The organism is Streptomyces sp. NPDC050738, from assembly GCF_040654175.1.
GTDB lineage: Bacteria > Actinomycetota > Actinomycetes > Streptomycetales > Streptomycetaceae > Streptomyces.
Genome location: NZ_JBFAHN010000005.1, coordinates 374,274 through 389,635, shown reverse-complemented (window position 1 = coordinate 389,635; position 15,362 = coordinate 374,274). Strand labels below are relative to the sequence as shown.

At 70.1% G+C, this 15,362-nt stretch carries 17 protein-coding genes; 9 read left to right on the top strand and 8 right to left on the bottom strand.

What is annotated here, in order from left to right; translation table 11 throughout:
- Positions 1 to 10: 10 nt before the first annotated feature.
- Genes AB0H78_RS16230 through AB0H78_RS16215 form a run of 4 tightly spaced genes read right to left on the bottom strand, consistent with a single transcriptional unit; the run spans position 11 to position 2,095 of the window.
- Positions 11 to 316 (bottom strand): DUF202 domain-containing protein, encoded by a 306-nt coding sequence (locus AB0H78_RS16230; protein WP_363235025.1) that lies wholly within the window; start codon positions 314 to 316, stop codon positions 11 to 13.
- Entirely contained in the window at positions 313 to 708 is a 396-nt protein-coding gene (locus AB0H78_RS16225) for a DUF202 domain-containing protein (RefSeq protein ID WP_363235024.1), read from the bottom strand. The genes AB0H78_RS16230 and AB0H78_RS16225 overlap by 4 nt, the downstream gene beginning before the upstream one ends.
- Complete coding sequence (locus AB0H78_RS16220) at positions 705 to 1,211, bottom strand: NUDIX domain-containing protein (protein ID WP_363235023.1); 507 nt, start codon at positions 1,209 to 1,211, stop codon at positions 705 to 707. The genes AB0H78_RS16225 and AB0H78_RS16220 overlap by 4 nt, the downstream gene beginning before the upstream one ends.
- A complete protein-coding gene (locus AB0H78_RS16215; RefSeq protein ID WP_363235022.1) occupies positions 1,208 to 2,095 on the bottom strand; it encodes a DMT family transporter in 888 nt (295 codons plus the stop codon). Before AB0H78_RS16215 ends, AB0H78_RS16220 begins: the two co-directional genes overlap by 4 nt.
- Before the next feature lie 164 nt (positions 2,096 to 2,259).
- On the opposite strand from AB0H78_RS16215, the gene AB0H78_RS16210 reads away from it, so the two are divergent.
- Positions 2,260 to 3,915 carry an FAD-binding dehydrogenase gene (locus tag AB0H78_RS16210; protein WP_363235021.1) on the top strand — a complete coding sequence of 552 codons (1,656 nt, stop codon included), beginning with the start codon at positions 2,260 to 2,262 and terminating at the stop codon, positions 3,913 to 3,915.
- 63 nt (positions 3,916 to 3,978) lie between these two features.
- On the opposite strand, the gene AB0H78_RS16205 is transcribed toward AB0H78_RS16210, so the two are convergent.
- Positions 3,979 to 4,401 carry an ASCH domain-containing protein gene (locus AB0H78_RS16205; protein WP_363235020.1) on the bottom strand — a complete coding sequence of 141 codons (423 nt, stop codon included), beginning with the start codon at positions 4,399 to 4,401 and terminating at the stop codon, positions 3,979 to 3,981.
- 141 nt (positions 4,402 to 4,542) lie between these two features.
- Between AB0H78_RS16205 and AB0H78_RS16200 the strand changes: the two genes are divergently transcribed.
- From AB0H78_RS16200 to AB0H78_RS16185, 4 genes are all read left to right on the top strand, one after another.
- Complete coding sequence (locus AB0H78_RS16200) at positions 4,543 to 5,487, top strand: hypothetical protein (protein ID WP_363235019.1); 945 nt, start codon at positions 4,543 to 4,545, stop codon at positions 5,485 to 5,487.
- Between the two features lie 35 nt (positions 5,488 to 5,522).
- On the top strand, positions 5,523 to 7,061 hold the full coding sequence (locus AB0H78_RS16195; RefSeq protein ID WP_363235018.1) for an APC family permease: 1,539 nt from the start codon (positions 5,523 to 5,525) through the stop codon (positions 7,059 to 7,061).
- Positions 7,062 to 7,124: 63 nt separating this feature from the next.
- Positions 7,125 to 7,865: a molybdopterin-dependent oxidoreductase gene (locus AB0H78_RS16190; protein ID WP_363235017.1), complete on the top strand. Its 741-nt coding sequence runs from the start codon at positions 7,125 to 7,127 to the stop codon at positions 7,863 to 7,865.
- A complete protein-coding gene (locus AB0H78_RS16185; RefSeq protein ID WP_363235156.1) occupies positions 7,816 to 8,448 on the top strand; it encodes a cytochrome b/b6 domain-containing protein in 633 nt (210 codons plus the stop codon). The genes AB0H78_RS16190 and AB0H78_RS16185 overlap by 50 nt, the downstream gene beginning before the upstream one ends.
- 24 nt (positions 8,449 to 8,472) lie before the next feature.
- Here AB0H78_RS16185 and AB0H78_RS16180 read toward each other — a convergent pair whose 3' ends face one another.
- Both AB0H78_RS16180 and AB0H78_RS16175 read right to left on the bottom strand, forming a co-directional pair.
- Positions 8,473 to 9,879, bottom strand: a complete 1,407-nt coding sequence (locus tag AB0H78_RS16180) for a gluconate:H+ symporter (protein ID WP_363235016.1) — start codon at positions 9,877 to 9,879, stop codon at positions 8,473 to 8,475.
- A gap of 12 nt (positions 9,880 to 9,891) precedes the next feature.
- The gene (locus AB0H78_RS16175; RefSeq protein WP_363235015.1) at positions 9,892 to 10,401 is read right to left on the bottom strand and encodes a gluconokinase; all 510 of its coding nucleotides are present in this window, start codon (positions 10,399 to 10,401) and stop codon (positions 9,892 to 9,894) included.
- A gap of 138 nt (positions 10,402 to 10,539) precedes the next feature.
- Between AB0H78_RS16175 and AB0H78_RS16170 the strand changes: the two genes are divergently transcribed.
- From AB0H78_RS16170 to AB0H78_RS16155, 4 genes are all read left to right on the top strand, one after another.
- Positions 10,540 to 11,241, top strand: coding sequence for an FCD domain-containing protein (locus AB0H78_RS16170; RefSeq protein ID WP_363235014.1), 702 nt, complete (start codon positions 10,540 to 10,542; stop codon positions 11,239 to 11,241).
- 124 nt (positions 11,242 to 11,365) lie between these two features.
- Entirely contained in the window at positions 11,366 to 12,808 is a 1,443-nt protein-coding gene (locus AB0H78_RS16165) for an amino acid permease (RefSeq protein WP_363235013.1), read from the top strand.
- A gap of 41 nt (positions 12,809 to 12,849) precedes the next feature.
- Positions 12,850 to 13,935 carry an S-(hydroxymethyl)mycothiol dehydrogenase gene (locus tag AB0H78_RS16160; protein WP_363235012.1) on the top strand — a complete coding sequence of 362 codons (1,086 nt, stop codon included), beginning with the start codon at positions 12,850 to 12,852 and terminating at the stop codon, positions 13,933 to 13,935.
- Complete coding sequence (locus AB0H78_RS16155) at positions 13,935 to 14,564, top strand: MBL fold metallo-hydrolase (RefSeq protein ID WP_363235011.1); 630 nt, start codon at positions 13,935 to 13,937, stop codon at positions 14,562 to 14,564. The genes AB0H78_RS16160 and AB0H78_RS16155 overlap by 1 nt, the downstream gene beginning before the upstream one ends.
- A 9-nt stretch (positions 14,565 to 14,573) precedes the next feature.
- Here the strand turns inward: AB0H78_RS16155 and AB0H78_RS16150 are convergent, their stop codons facing one another.
- Positions 14,574 to 15,362: an SAM-dependent methyltransferase gene (locus tag AB0H78_RS16150; protein ID WP_363235010.1), complete on the bottom strand. Its 789-nt coding sequence runs from the start codon at positions 15,360 to 15,362 to the stop codon at positions 14,574 to 14,576.

The following is a 15,362-nucleotide window of genomic DNA, read 5'->3' as shown; positions in this document are numbered from 1 at the left end:
GTGTCCGGGTTCAGCGGATGATCGCCACGCCGAACACGGCCAGCGCAAGAGTGCAGGCGGCGGCGGTCAGGGCGCCGCGCGGCGACATCACCGAGGGCCGCGACGAAGCCCCGACATCGACCAGCCGCCGGTGGGCGACCCGCAGGAACACCACCCAGAGCAGCAGGCCGGAAGCGGCCGCCACGAGATCGGCGGCGGTCGCCCCGTTCATCGCCTGCTTTCCCGCGAGGACGGCCGCGACCGTGAAGCTCAGCGTCGTACGCCGCCAGGCCAGCCGGGTCCGCTCCGGCTGCAGGCCCGGGTCCCGGTCGGTCACTTGCCCGCCAGGCCGAGTGCCACGACCACGACCATCGCCACGGCGACGACCGCGACCGCGAGACTGAGCAGGGTCGGGAAGGCGGTCACGGGCAGATCCTCGCCGCGCCGCATGGCGCGCTCGCACCGCACCCAGTGATTGACCGCGCGCACCGCGCACAGCGCGCCGGCGCCGAGCAGTGCCAGCGACATCCCGACGCGGACGCCCCAGCGCAGGTCGGGCAGGAACTGGTCCACGGCGAACCCGCCGCCGATCAGGGCCAGGGCGGTTCTGATCCAGGCGAGGAAGGTGCGTTCATTGGCGAGCGAGAAGCGGTAGTCGGGGGTCTCGCCCTCGTCCCGGATCCGCTGAGGTGCGAACCAGAGCCTCAGGCTCTGCACAAAGTCGATCACCTGGCCGAGACTAGCCGCCTCCACGCGGCCAGCCCGTCCGGCACCCACTCCCACTCGCCGAGGCGCTGCGTCAGCTCCTCCTCGGTGAGGAAGCCGTGCCAGGCGACCTCCTCGACCTGGGGGTGCACGGGCAGGTCGCAGCGGACCTCGTACACCCAGGCCCACCAGCTGTGGCCGTCGTCGCCCTCGTAAAGGAACTTGAAGAGCGGGACGGGCCTGGCCAGTCCGTGGACGCCCAGTTCCTCCTCCGCCTCGCGCAGGGCGGCCTCCTCGTAGGACTCGCCCGCCCCGACGACGCCGCCCACGAACATGTCGTGCAAGGAGGGGAAGATCAGCTTCGTGGGTGTGCGCCGGTGGACGAAGATCCGGCCCTCGCCGTCCCGCACCAGTACGGCCACGCACCGGTGCATGAGCTTCTTCGCGTAGACCTCGCCGCGTGGATGCTGTCCGGTGACCTGGTCGGACGCGTCGACGACATCGAGTATTTCATCGGCAGGGTTCATGCGGCGATCTTCTCGCGCGTCCGCACCGCCGTCCCCGCGGGCATCGCCGGATGCAGACCGAGGGCCACGATCCCGGCCACGATCGCGGCCAGTCCCGCCGCCTCCCAGGCCAGTGCGCCCACGTCCGTACGCAGCCGGTCGCCGAGGAAACCGACGCCGCAGACGATGCCCGCAAGGGGCTGCGCGGCCGTCAGGGCCGGCAGGGACATCCGCAGCGGCGCCGTCTCGAACGCGCTCTGCACCAGCACCAGGCCGGTGATCCCGAGCACCACCACCGCGTACGGCTGCCACGTCGTCACCAGGTCGAAGAGGCCGCCCCGGGAGAACCGCTGCCCGCTGACCCGGGTCAGCGCGTCCTGCAGTCCGTACAGCAGCCCCGCCGCGAGGGAGAGCAGCGTGGCTCCTGCGCCGAGCCGCGATCTCTTCGCGTACACCGTCAGCAGCAGGGCGACGCCCGCCACCACGCCGATGATCAGCCAGTGCCGCGTCGGCCCGGCCACCGCGACGCTGCCGTGCGGCTGACCGGCCACGATGAACGCCGTCACCCCGCCCGCGAGCAGGGCGAGTCCGCCCCAGCCCTGGCGGCCCAGCGACTGCCCCGTCTGCCACCGGCTCAGCGCCATCGCGAAGAGCAGATTGGTGGCGAGCAGCGGCTCGACGAGCGAGACCTCGCCCCAGCCCAGCGCCAGCGCGCCGAGCACCATGCCGCAGATCATCAGTCCGATCCCGGCGAGCCAGCGCGGCACGCGTACGAGATCGAGGAGCAGGCGCCACGACAGGAAGTCGCTGAGCGGGGCGCGCGCAGCGGCGTTCTGTTGCAGTACGAAGCCGAAGCCGAGGCAACAGGCCGCGCTCACGGCGAGTGCAAGGACCAGGACCGACACGTGTCTTCCACCTCAAGACCGGTCAGGGGGCGGGTACTTGGCGACGATAGCGCCCCCTGGAGCGGATTCCCCCATCGAGTGCCCCGAACGTGACGGTTGACTCGGTCACGTTCCGTACAGAAGATTCTGACCGGACAGTAACTTCTCCTGGCAGGGATGGGCCCATGGCGTACGACGCTGATGTCATCGTGATCGGGGCCGGGCTCGCGGGCCTGGTGGCGACCGCCGAGCTGGTCGACGCCGGCAAGAAGGTCATCCTGCTCGACCAGGAGCCCGAACAGTCGATCGGCGGACAGGCGCACTGGTCCTTCGGCGGACTGTTCTTCGTCGACTCGCCCGAGCAGCGCCGCTTCCGGATCAAGGACAGCCGGGCGCTCGCCATGCAGGACTGGCTCGGCACGGCCGGCTTCGACCGCGACGAGGACCACTGGCCGCGGAAGTGGGCCGAGGCGTACGTGAACTTCGCGTCGGGGGAGAAGCGGGCCTGGCTGCACGCCCAGGGCATGCGGTTCTTCCCCGTGGTGGGCTGGGCGGAGCGCGGTGGGTACGACGCCACCGGGCACGGCAACTCCGTGCCGCGCTTCCACATCACCTGGGGCACGGGCCCCGGCGTCGTGGCGCCCTTCGTGCGGCGGGTGCGCGAGGGAGTGGCGCGCGGGCTGGTCGAGTTCAGGTTCCGCCACCGGGTGACGGGGCTCTCCCGTACGGGCGGATCGGTGGACACCGTCACGGGCGAGATCCTCGAGGCGAGCGGCGCCGAGCGCGGCACGGCGAGCACGCGTGAGGTGACGGGGGAGTTCGAGCTGACGGCCCAGGCGGTGATCGTCACCTCCGGCGGCATCGGCGGCAACCACGACCTCGTACGCGCGAGCTGGCCCGAACGCCTCGGCACCCCGCCGGAGTTCATGCTCTCCGGGGTGCCCGCACATGTGGACGGCCTGATGCTCGGCATCACGGAAGCGGCGGGTGCGCACCACATCAACCGCGACCGTATGTGGCACTACACCGAGGGCATCCAGAACTGGAACCCGATCTGGGCCAAGCACGGCATCCGGATCCTGCCCGGCCCCTCCTCGCTCTGGTTCGACGCCCGGGGCAAGCGCCTGCCGGTGCCGCTCTTCCCCGGCTTCGACACGCTCGGCACCCTGGAGCACATCCAGAAGTCCGGTCACGAGTACACCTGGTTCATCCTCGACCAGAAGATCATCGGCAAGGAGTTCGCGCTCTCGGGCTCCGAGCAGAACCCCGACCTGACGGGCAAGTCGATCCGCGACGTCATCGGCAGGGCGCGCGCCGACGTGCCCGCTCCGGTGAAGGCGTTCATGGACAACGGCGCGGACTTCGTGGTCGAGAACGACCTGTCCGCCCTGGTCCGCGGGATGAACGCGCTCACCAAGGAGCCGCTCATCGACGAGGCGGACCTGCGGCGCGAAATCGAGGCCAGGGACCGGGAGATCGCCAACCCCTTCACCAAGGACCTCCAGGTGATGTCGATCCGCGGGGCCCGCAACTACCTGGGCGACAAGCTGATCCGCACCGCGTCCCCGCACCGCATCCTGGACCCCAAGGCGGGCCCGCTGATCGCGGTGAAGCTGCACATCCTGACGCGCAAGTCGCTGGGCGGCCTGGAGACGGACCTCTCGTCGAGGGTCCTCACGGAGAACGGCGAACCCCTGCCGGGTGTCTACGCGGCGGGCGAGGCGGCGGGCTTCGGTGGCGGCGGCGTACACGGATACCGGTCCCTGGAGGGCACGTTCCTCGGGGGCTGCATCTTCTCGGGCCGTACGGCGGGCCGGGCGGCGGCGAAGGCGGTCGGCTAGCCGCGGGCTGCGGCGGACGTCCGGGGGCGGCGCCCCCGGACCGGCGCCGGCTCGCCACGGTTCCTACAGCCGCTCCACGACCCGGAACCGCTCGGCCACGATCATCGTGTCGTCGTCCACGGTGAACCCCGGGTCCCCCAGGGCCTCCCTCATGTCCTCGCCGTGCCAGAACCCCTCATGATCGGTCCGCCATCGGGCGACCGACGTATGGCCCTCGCCCTCGTCGATCGCATGCTGCAGATCGACGTCCCCCAGCCGCAGCACCCGTACCTCGGTGACCTCCACCACCGCGATCTCGACACCCGCGGAGTCGATCAGCGCCGACCGTTCCCCCACCGGCGGCAGCTCCTCGCGTTCCACCTCGTACTCGGCGAGCAGCCCGGTCGTGGAGACCTTCTCCCCGCTGAGCACGGCATTGACGAGCCGGTCTCTGAGCGGTCCGGGGAAGGCGAGCAGGAACGGCTTGAGCGGTTCGGAGTTCGGCATGACGCCAAGGGTACGTAAATCCTCCCCCCGGAAAGGGAGTTGAGGAGTCCGCGACTCCAGATCGCCCTTGACGTGGACCTGCCCGGACCGCTTTGCTGTGCGTGATCATTCACTCACCGCAGCCGGGAAGGGCTTCAGCGGATGTCTCCGCCTCCCCTCGGCCGCTCCCGAAGACGGGGCGGCCAGCACGTGGACCCGGCGCTCGACGACTCCGAACTCATCGACGCCCGCGCCCAGTTGACGCAGGGCCGATGGACCCGTGTCCGCTCCCTCCTCGCCGGTACGGGTGAGGACTGGGACCGCCGCGGCCACCGTCTCGTCGTCCTCGCGGCGGGTTCCGCGTCCGCCGCCTGGGCGCGTGACTGGCAGCTCGCGGAGCCGGAAAGCCCCGACGCCGCCACGCTCCTCGCCTGCGCCACCGTCATCCGTACGCTCCGCGGCAAGGACTCCGAAGCCGCCGCGCACGATGCCTGCCGCTCCGCAGCACGCCTCGCCCCCGCCGATCCGACCCCCTGGCTGGCGCTGCTGATCCTGGCCCGTGCCCGCTCCACCGAGGACGAGGTCAGCCGGCTTTTCGAAGAGGTACGGGCCCGCCACCCCGACCATCACCACGCGCACCACCTGATGGCGGCACGCCTGGCCGAGCGCCACCCCGACGCCGGTCAGGACCCGCTCCACGAGGTGTACGACTTCGCCGCCTGGGCGGCCGAACAGGCCCCTGCCGACTCGCCGTTGGCCGTGCTGCCCGTCGTCGCCCACGCCGAGCGCTACCGGGTGCTCGCCGCCGCCGGCAGCGAACCGAGCGACCCCGCACGCTCCTCCCACTGGACGGGGCGCCGGGCCAGCCAGGTGATGAAGGCCGCCTTCGACTGGTGGCTGGAGTGGGAGCGCGAGGACCACCCCCGCAACCGTATCGACCTCAACTTCCTTGCCCACGCGAAGTACTGCGAGGGCCGCCCCGCCGAGGCCGCGGCCCTCTTCCACCGGATCGGCGAGCACGCCACCGGAGCCCCCTGGTCCTACCCGGACCGGGATCCGTACGAGGCCTTCAGTGCCGCGCGCGACGCAGCGCTCGGCTCCGTGTAAGCAATCCCGACCTCTCACGAAGGGACCGACCCGCCATGGCGCCGGGCAGTACGAGCACGAGCACGACCGAGACCAGTGGGATCAGCACGTTCAAGGGGCAGGAACAGGCCCTGCGTGCAGGCAGGCTGGGCACGGCGGGGCTGCTTCTCTCCGTGCTCGCCGCGAGCGCGCCCCTGATGGTGGTGGCCGGGGTGATGCCCACCATCTTCGGCCCGATGGGCATCGTCGGCCAGCCGCTCCTCTACGTCATCCTCGGCGTGGTCCTGGTCCTCTTCAGCGTCGGCTACGCGGAGATGAGCCGCCACGTCCACAACGCGGGCGCGTTCTACGCGTACATCGCCCGCGGCCTGGGCGCCACCGCGGGCGCGGGTGCCTCCTTCGTCGCGCTGGTCGCCTACAGCGCCATGCAGGTCGGCATCTACGGCATGTTCGGCTTCGAGGTCTCCGGCCTCTTCCAGACGTACCTGGACACCGAAATAGCCTGGTGGATACCGGCGTTGGCGGCCGTACTCGTCGTCGCCGCACTGGCCTGGCTGAAGATCGACCTCAACGCCAAGGTCCTCGGCGTCCTCCTCCTCATCGAAGTCGCCCTGGTCGTCATCTTCGACTTCTCGGCCTTCGCGTCCCCGGCCAAGGAGGGCATCTCCCTCCACGCGTTCAACCCCGACACCCTCACCGGCGCGGGCCTCGGCACCGCGCTGTGCTTCTGCATCGCCGCCTTCGTCGGTTTCGAGCAGGCGCCGGTGTACGCGGAGGAGACCAGCCGCCCCCAGGTCGTCGTCCGCCGCGTGATGTTCCTCGCCGTCGGCTTCGTCGCGCTCTTCTTCGCCCTCAGCTCCTGGGCGCTGACGGTCGCGGCCGGCCCCTCCGCGGTCAGTGAGCAGTCGGGGAAGCTCGGCCCCGGACTCCTCTTCGCCCTCAGCGAGTCGACGCTGGGCAAGACCTTCACCGACGTACTCCACATCCTGTTCGTCACGGGCATGTTCGCGGCGATGCTCAGCTTCCACAACGTGGTCGCCCGCTACGCCTTCGCCATGGGCCGCGAGGGCCTGCTCCCCGCGGCCTTCGGCCGTACGAACAGGGCCAGCGGCGCCCCCGGCACCGGGTCCGTGCTCCAGAGCGTCATCTCGGTGATCGTGGTCGTCGCCTTCGCCGTCGTGGACGACAAGCCGGCCGGCGACCCGACCGTCCCCGTCCTGCACCTCTTCACCTGGATGGGGAACATCGGCGCGCTCGGCATCATCGTGCTGATGGCGGGCGCCTCGATCGCGGTCATCGCCTTCTTCGTACGGCGCGGAGCGGCCGCCGCCCAGGCCTGGCGGCTGATCGCGGCTGCCCTCGCCTGCGTCGCACTGATCGTGATCGCCGTCTACACGGTCAAGGACTTCGACGTCCTGGTCGGCGCGGGCCCCGGATCGGCGCTGAGCTGGATGCTCCCCGCGATCGTGGGCGTCGCCCTGGTGGTCGGTCTCGTCTACGGAGCCGTACTGCGCGCGACCAGGCCTGCGGTCCACGCCCGGATCGGCCTCGGCAACGAAGCCTTCCAGCTGGACAAAGCCGCCGAACAGATGTGACGAAACACTGACGAGCACCCGCGAGGCCTGTCCTTCGGCGCCCGCGGGTGCTCGAATCGTCTTGTGAACGCAGCAGAACAGCCAGTGGAGCCCGACGAGGCCGGCGGAAAGCCCATCGGCCGCCGCCTGCTGCTCTCCATGCTCGGACTCGGTGCCGCGGGAGTCGTGGCCGCGCCGTACCTCCAGGACGGCCTCGAATCCGTCCTCTCCACCGCATCGGGCAAGGACCCCACCGGTCTGACCGGACTGCTGCCCAACGGAGGCGGCTTCCGCTACTACTCGGTGACCTCCTCCGTCCCGCACAAGTCGGCGGCCGACTACCGCCTGACGGTGGACGGCCTGGTCGACCGCCCCGCCACGTACACACTCGACTCGCTGCGCGCACTGCCCCAGACCCGACTGGTCCGCGACGTCCAGTGCGTCACCGGCTGGAGGGTCCCCGGCACGCCCTTCGAGGGCGTCCAGCTCTCCCGGATCCTGGACGCCGCCGGGGTGCGCCCAGGAGCCCGGGCCATCCGCTTCACCTGTTTCGACGGTGCGTACAGCGAGAGTCTGACCCTCGAACAGGCCCGCAGGGCCGACGTGTTGGTGGCCCTGCGCATGCAGGACAAACCGGTGGCCCACTCGCACGGTGGCCCGGTCCGTCTCTACGTAGCACCCATGTACTTCTACAAATCGGCGAAATGGCTGTCCGGCATCACGGTGACCTCCGATGTCCAGCGCGGCTACTGGGAGGAACGCGGCTATGACACCGATGCCTGGGTCGGCAAGTCCAACGGACGAGGCGACACCCCGACCGCCTGAGCACGTACGCCGCTTCGCGCGCCCGGTGCGCTGGGTCCACCGCTCGACGGCCGGCCTGATGCTGCTGTGCATCGCCACCGCGGCCTGCCTCTACGTTCCCCAGCTGGCCGAACTCGTGGGCCGCCGCTACCTGGTGGTCACGCTCCACGAATGGTCGGGCCTGCTGCTGCCCGTCCCGGTCCTGATCGGCCTGGTCTCCCGCGCGCTGCGCGCCGATCTGGGGCGCCTCAACCGCTTCGCCCCGTACGACATGCGCTGGCTGCGCTCCGTGCTGCGCCGCGACGGGGCGCTCCGGGAGGCGGCCAAGTTCAACGCGGGCCAGAAGGTCTACGCGGCCTGGATCGCGGGCGCGAGCCTGGTGATGCTGGGCACGGGCCTGCTGATGTGGTTCACGCACCTCACGCCGCTGGTGTGGCGTACGAGCGCGACGTTCGTCCACGACTGGCTGGCGCTGACGGCGGGCATCGTGATCGCGGGCCATGTGGGAATGGCGCTGGCGGATCCGGAGGCGCGGCGGGGGATGCGTACGGGATCGGTGAGCAGGGAGTGGGCGGAGCGCGAACACCCGCGGTGGAAGGACTGAGCCGCGACTCCGCCCCACTCCGGGCTAGATGACCAGTGACAGCAGCAGGACGAAGACGAGCGCGACCACCGAGATGATCGTCTCCATCACCGACCAGGTCTTGAGCGTCTGGCCGACGTTCATCCCGAAGTACTCCTTCACCAGCCAGAATCCGGCGTCGTTCACATGGCTGAAGAAGAGCGAACCGGCGCCGATCGCGAGCACCAGCAGCGCGGTGTGCGGGGTGGACATGTCGGCGGCGAGCGGCGCCACGAGACCGGCGGCGGAGACGGTCGCCACGGTCGCGGAACCTGTCGCGAGCCGGATCACCACCGCGATCAGCCAGGCCAGGAGCAGCGCGGGGATCGACCAGTCCTTGGAGATGTCCATGACCATCTGACCCACACCGCAGTCGATCAGCGTCTGCTTGAAGCCGCCGCCCGCACCGACGATCAGCAGCACACCGGCGATCGGCGCGAGGGACTTCTCGACGGTCGTCGACAGCCGGTCCTTGGTGAATCCGGCGGCGCGGCCCAGCGTGAACATTCCGACGATCACCGCGGCCAGCAGCGCGATCAGCGGGGAGCCGATCACGTCGAAGACACGCTGGATCATGTGGGTCGGGTCGTCCACGACGATGTCGACCAGGGCCTTGGCCAGCATCAGCACCACGGGCAGCAGCACGGTGGCGACCGTGGCCCGGAAGCTCGGCCGCGTCTCCAGGTCCTCCGAGGGACGGGACGGAACCATGCGCTCCGGCGCCTGGATGTCCACCCAGCGCGCGGCCACCTTCGAGAACAGCGGACCGGCGATGATCACGGTCGGAATGGCGACCAGGACACCGAGGGCGAGGGTGACGCCCAGGTTCGCACCGACCGCGTCGATCGCGACGAGCGGTCCGGGGTGCGGCGGGATCAGCCCGTGCATCACGGAGAGTCCGGCCAGCGCCGGGATGCCGATGCGCATCAGCGAGTAGTTGCCGCGCTTGGCGACCAGGAGCACGACCGGGATCAGCAGCACGATGCCGACCTCGAAGAAGAGCGGCAGCCCGATGATCGACGCGATGAGGACCATCGCCCACGGCATCAGCCGCCCACCGGACTTGCCGGCCTTCGCCAGGATCGTGTCGACGATCTGGTCGGCGCCGCCCGAGTCGGCGAGGAGCTTGCCGAGGATCGCGCCGAGCGCGATGAGGACGCCGACGCCCGCGACGGTCGAGCCGAGCCCGGCGGTGAAGCTGAGGATCACCTTGTCGAGCGGTGCACCCGCGAAGGCGCCGAGCGCCAGGGACCCGATGGTCAGGGCGAGGAAGGCGTGGAGCTTGAACTTCGTGATGAGCAGGACGATGACGGCGATGCCCGCGAGGACCGCGATCCCCAGGTGGGCGTTGCCCGCCGAGGTGATCGGCGCGACGGCGTCCGCTGCCAGGGTCTCGACGCTGAGACTGGACACGGTGGGATTCCTTTACTGGTCGAACCGGCGCAGTGCTGCGACGGCCCGCTCGGTGATGGCTTCAGGGGTTCCGGTGATGTCGACGTCCAGGCCGGCCTCGTCCTCGCCCAGCGGCTGCAGGGCGGCGAACTGCGAGTCGAGGAGCGCGGTGGGCATGAAGTGGCCCTTGCGCTCGGACATCCGCTGCTCGATCAGAGCGCGGTCCCCGGTGAGGTGGAGGAAGAGCACGCCGGGCGCCTCGGAGCGGAGCCGGTCGCGGTAGACGCGCTTGAGCGCGGAGCTGGAGACCACCCCGCCGAGCCCCTCGCGGCCGTGCGCCCACCGGCCGATGGCATCGAGCCAGGGCCAGCGGTCCTCGTCGTCGAGCGGGGTCCCCGCCGACATCTTGGCGATGTTCGCCGGCGGGTGGAAATCGTCGCCCTCGGCGTACGGAACGCCCAGACCGGCGGCGAGCAGCGGACCGATCGTGGTCTTGCCTGTCCCCGCCACGCCCATCAGGACGACGACTCGGGTGGTGCTCATGGGTGGTGCCTCGCTGTCTTCATCGACATCGGTCCGTTGCCAGTCGCTACTGAAACCCATTAGGTACGACGTATTCAAGAGTCTGTGACTTAAACGTCATACATATTCGCTACGGGGGTCGCCCCGTACCCTGAACCCATGACCACTGAGGGCCGGGGGCTGCACGCCCATGTGCTGGAGAATCTCGGCCCCGCGATCACGGCGGGCGAGTACCCGCCGGGCAGCGTCCTGCGCACCGACGAGCTCGCCCAGCGCTTCGAGGTGTCGCGCACGGTCATCCGCGAGGCGGTCCGGGTCCTGGAGTCGATGCACCTGGTGGAGTCCAGGCGCCGGGTCGGCGTGACCGTACGGCCGGCCGAGCAGTGGAACGTCTACGACCCGCAGGTCATCAGGTGGCGCCTCGCCGGTGCCGACCGCCCCCGCCAGCTCCGCTCCCTGACCGTGCTGCGCTCGGCGCTCGAACCCGTCGCCGCGGGCCTCGCCGCCCGGTACGCCACCCCCGAACAGTGCGCCGACCTCACCGGGCAGGCGCTCGGCATGGTCGCCTCGTCCCGGGGCCAGCAGCTGGAGCAGTACCTCGTCCACGACATCGCCTTCCACCGCATCGTGCTCTGCGCGTCGGGCAATGAGATGTTCGCGCGCCTCGGCGATGTGGTCGCCGAGGTTCTTTCCGGACGCACCCATCACCAGGTGATGTTCGAGGACCCCGACCCGGCCGCCGTGACCTTGCATGTGCAGGTGGCGGAGGCTGTACGGGAAGGCAATGCGGCCCGTGCCGAGGAGCTCACCCGCGAGATCGCTGTCGGCGCGCTGAAGGAGCTCGACGTCCTCGCCCCCTGATCTGTGCCGTCGCAAACCTTTTGTGACAAAGAAATCATTGGGGCGCCGGGCGGTATGCGTGCCGTCCGCGCCCCTCTACGCTGTCGCCTTGATCGTGACCCCCCACGTAAGGCAACGCACCCGCATGAGTGACCTCACCACCGCTCCGGCCGAGACCGCCCCACACGTCGACGCCGGGGACGAGGGGTACAGCAAGGACCTCAAGTCGCGTCACATCAACATGATCGCGATAGGCGGCGCGATAGGCACCGGCCTCTTCCTCGGCGCCGGCGGCCGGATGGCCGGTGCGGGCCCCTCCCTCGCGATCGCCTACGCGGTCTGCGGAGTCTTCGCCTTCTTCGTCGTACGGGCACTCGGCGAGCTCGTCCTCTACCGCCCCTCCTCCGGCGCATTCGTCTCCTACGCCCGGGAGTTCATGGGCGAGAAGGGCGCGTACAGCGCGGGCTGGCTCTACTTCCTCAACTGGTCCACCACCGCGGTCGCCGACATCACGGCCGCCGCCACCTACGCCCACTTCTGGGCGGTGTTCAGCTCGGTCCCGCAGTGGGTCTGCGCGCTCGTGGCCCTCGCCGTGGTCCTCACCGCCAACCTGATCTCGGTGAAGTACTTCGGCGAAATGGAGTTCTGGTTCTCCATCATCAAGGTCGCAGCGCTGGTCGCCTTCATGTGCGTCGGCATCTATCTGGTCGTCACCCAGCACTCGGTCGACGGCCACACCCCCGGCTTCTCCACCATCGGTGACAACGGCGGCATCTTCCCCAGCGGCATGATGCCGATGCTGCTCGTCATCCAGGGCGTCGTCTTCGCGTACGCCTCCGTGGAACTGTGCGGCGTCGCCGCGGGCGAGACCGAGCACCCCGAGAAGATCATGCCCAAGGCGATCAACTCGATCATGTGGCGCGTGGGCATCTTCTACGTCGGCTCGGTGGTCCTGCTCGCGCTGCTGCTCCCGTACACCTCGTACTCCGACGGCGAGAGCCCCTTCGTCACCGTCCTGGACAAGCTCGGTGTCCCGGGCGCGGCCGGCGTGATGAATCTGGTGGTCCTCACCGCCGCCCTCTCCAGCCTCAACTCCGGTCTGTACTCCACCGGCCGCATCCTGCGCTCGATGTCCCTCTCCGGCTCCGCGCCCCGGTTCACCGGCCTGATGAACAAGGGCAAGGTCCCCTACGGCGGCATCCTGCTGACCGCGGGCTTCGGCGTCCTGGGCGTCGCGCTGAACTACCGGTTCCCGGGCGAGGCCTTCGAGATCGTGCTCAACTTCGCCTCGATCGGCATCCTCGGCACCTGGGGCATGATCATGCTCTGCTCGCTGCTGTTCTGGCGCCGCGCGCAGGACGGCAGGGTCACCCGCCCCGGCTACCGGCTGCCGTGGGCCCCGTACACCCAGATCGTCACGCTCGCCTTCCTGGCCGCCGTCGTCTTCCTGATGTGGTGGGGCGGCGGAATCGGCCGCACCACCGTCTACTGCCTGCCGCTGATCGCCGCGGCACTGGTCGGCGGCTGGTTCCTCGTACGCGGAAGGGTCCAGGAGGTCGCCGCCGAGCGCCAGGGCCTGGGAGAATAGCCCCGAGCGACCACTCGGCGAGACGGAAGGCTGCAGACGGTATGGCACAGCAGGTCCAGGGGGTCATCGCCCCCGGCAAGAACGAGCCGGTCCGCGTGGAGACGATCATCGTCCCCGATCCCGGCCCCGGTGAAGCAGTGGTCAAGATCCAGGCCTGCGGGGTCTGTCACACCGATCTGCACTACAAGCAGGGCGGGATCAACGACGACTTCCCCTTCCTCCTCGGCCATGAGGCGGCAGGCATCGTCGAGTCGGTCGGGGACGGCGTCACCGACGTCGCCCCCGGCGACTTCGTGATCCTCAACTGGCGTGCGGTGTGCGGCAATTGCCGGGCCTGCCTGCGCGGCCGCCCGCAGTACTGCTTCGACACCCACAACGCCACGCAGAAGATGACCCTCCTCGACGGGACCGAACTCTCCCCGGCGCTGGGCATCGGCGCCTTCGCCGAGAAGACCCTGGTCGCCGCGGGCCAGTGCACCAAGGTCGACCCGTCCGTCTCCCCGGCCGTCGCGGGCCTCCTCGGCTGCGGCGTGATGGCGGGCATCGGCGCCGCGATCAACACCGGCCAGGTCGGCCGCGGCGACACCGTCGCGGTCATCGGCTGCGGCGGCGTCGGGGATGCGGCCGTGGTCGGTGCGCGCCTCGCGGGCGCGTCGAAGATCATCGCGGTCGACATCGACGACCGCAAGCTCGCCACCGCGCAGTCGATGGGTGCCACGCACACCGTCAACTCCCGCTCCACGGACCCGGTCGAGGCGATCCGCGAGCTCACCGGGGGCTTCGGCGCCGACGTCGTCATCGAGGCGGTCGGCCGCCCCGAGACGTACCAACAGGCCTTCTACGCACGCGACCTGGCCGGGACCGTCGTCCTGGTCGGCGTCCCGACGCCCGACATGAAGCTGGAACTGCCGCTCATCGACGTCTTCGGGCGCGGCGGTGCGCTCAAGTCGTCCTGGTACGGGGACTGCCTGCCCTCCCGGGACTTCCCGATGCTCATCGACCTGCACCAGCAGGGCCGGATCGACCTCGGCGCGTTCGTCACCGAGACGATCGCGCTGGGCGAGGTCGAGAAGGCCTTCGAGCGGATGCACGAAGGCGATGTCCTGCGCTCGGTGGTGGTCTTCTGATGGCGGCCCGCATCGACCACCTCGTCACCTCGGGCACTTTTTCGCTCGACGGCGGCACCTGGGACGTCGACAACAACGTCTGGATCGTCGGCGACGACACGGAAGCCGTCGTCATCGACGCGGCGCACGACGCCGAGGCGATCCTGGCCGCACTCGGCGGCCGTACCCTGCGCGCGATCATCTGCACGCACGCGCACAACGACCACATCGACGCGGCCCCGGCCCTCGCGGCCGCCACGGGCGCCCCGGTCCTGCTCCACCCGGACGACCTCGAACTGTGGAAGCAGACCCACCCGGACCGCGCCCCCGACGCCGAACTGGCCGACGGCCAGCGGCTGCCGGTGGCCGGCACGGAGCTCACGGTCCTGCACACACCCGGCCACGCACCGGGCGCGGTCTGCCTGTACGCACCCGGGCTCGCCACCGTCTTCACCGGTGACACGCTCTTCCAGGGCGGTCCGGGCGCGACCGGCCGCTCGTACTCGCACTTCCCGACGATCGTCGACTCGATCCGCGAACGGCTGCTGACGCTGCCGCCCGAGACCGAGGTCCGTACCGGCCACGGCGATGCGACCACCATCGGCGCAGAGGCCCCGCACCTGGAGGACTGGCTCCGGCGGGGCCACTGAACTCTTGCGTCAGGCCTTGCGGGCGACGCCCACCCACCCCGGGATCGGGGCGTCGCCCGCGACGGGCACCCGCTCACCGAGTTCGCTCTTCCACTCGGCGGCCAGCTCCACTCCGCTGCCGACGAGCTCCAACCCGTCGAAGAACGCGGTGACTTCGTCCCGCGTACGCAGCCGCAGGGTCATCCCGCGCTCCCGGTACATGGCGGCGGCCTTCGCCGCGCCCTCGAGGTCGAAGTCCCCTGTGACATGGGAGATGACCACGAAACTCCCGGACGGCAACTGCTCCACCAGCCGGTTCACCAGCGTGTGGGCGTCGCCGTCCTCGATGAAGTGCAGCAGCGCCACGAGCGACAGCGCGACCGGCTTCTCGAAGTCCAGGGTCTTCTTCGCCTGCTCCAGGATGGTCTGCGGATCCCGGGCATCGGCCTGTACGTACTCGGTCACGCCCTCGGGAGTGGACCGCAGGAGCGCCTCGGCATGCGCCAGCACGATCGGGTCGTTGTCGCAGTACACGATCCGCGCGTCAGGGGCGGACCGCTGCGCGATCTGGTGGAGATTGGGCTCGGTCGGTATGCCCGTACCGATGTCCAGGAACTGGCGCACCCCGGCCGACTCGGCGAGCCACCGGGTCGCCCGGTGCATGAAGGCCCGGTTGGTCAGGGCCATCTCCCGTCCCCGGGGGTCGAGTTGGAGCAGCTGCTCCGCCATGGCCTGGTCGACCGGGTAGTTGTCCTTGCCACCGAGGAACCAGTCGTACATCCGGGCCGGGTGCGGCTTGGTGGTGTCGATCTCCGTCAT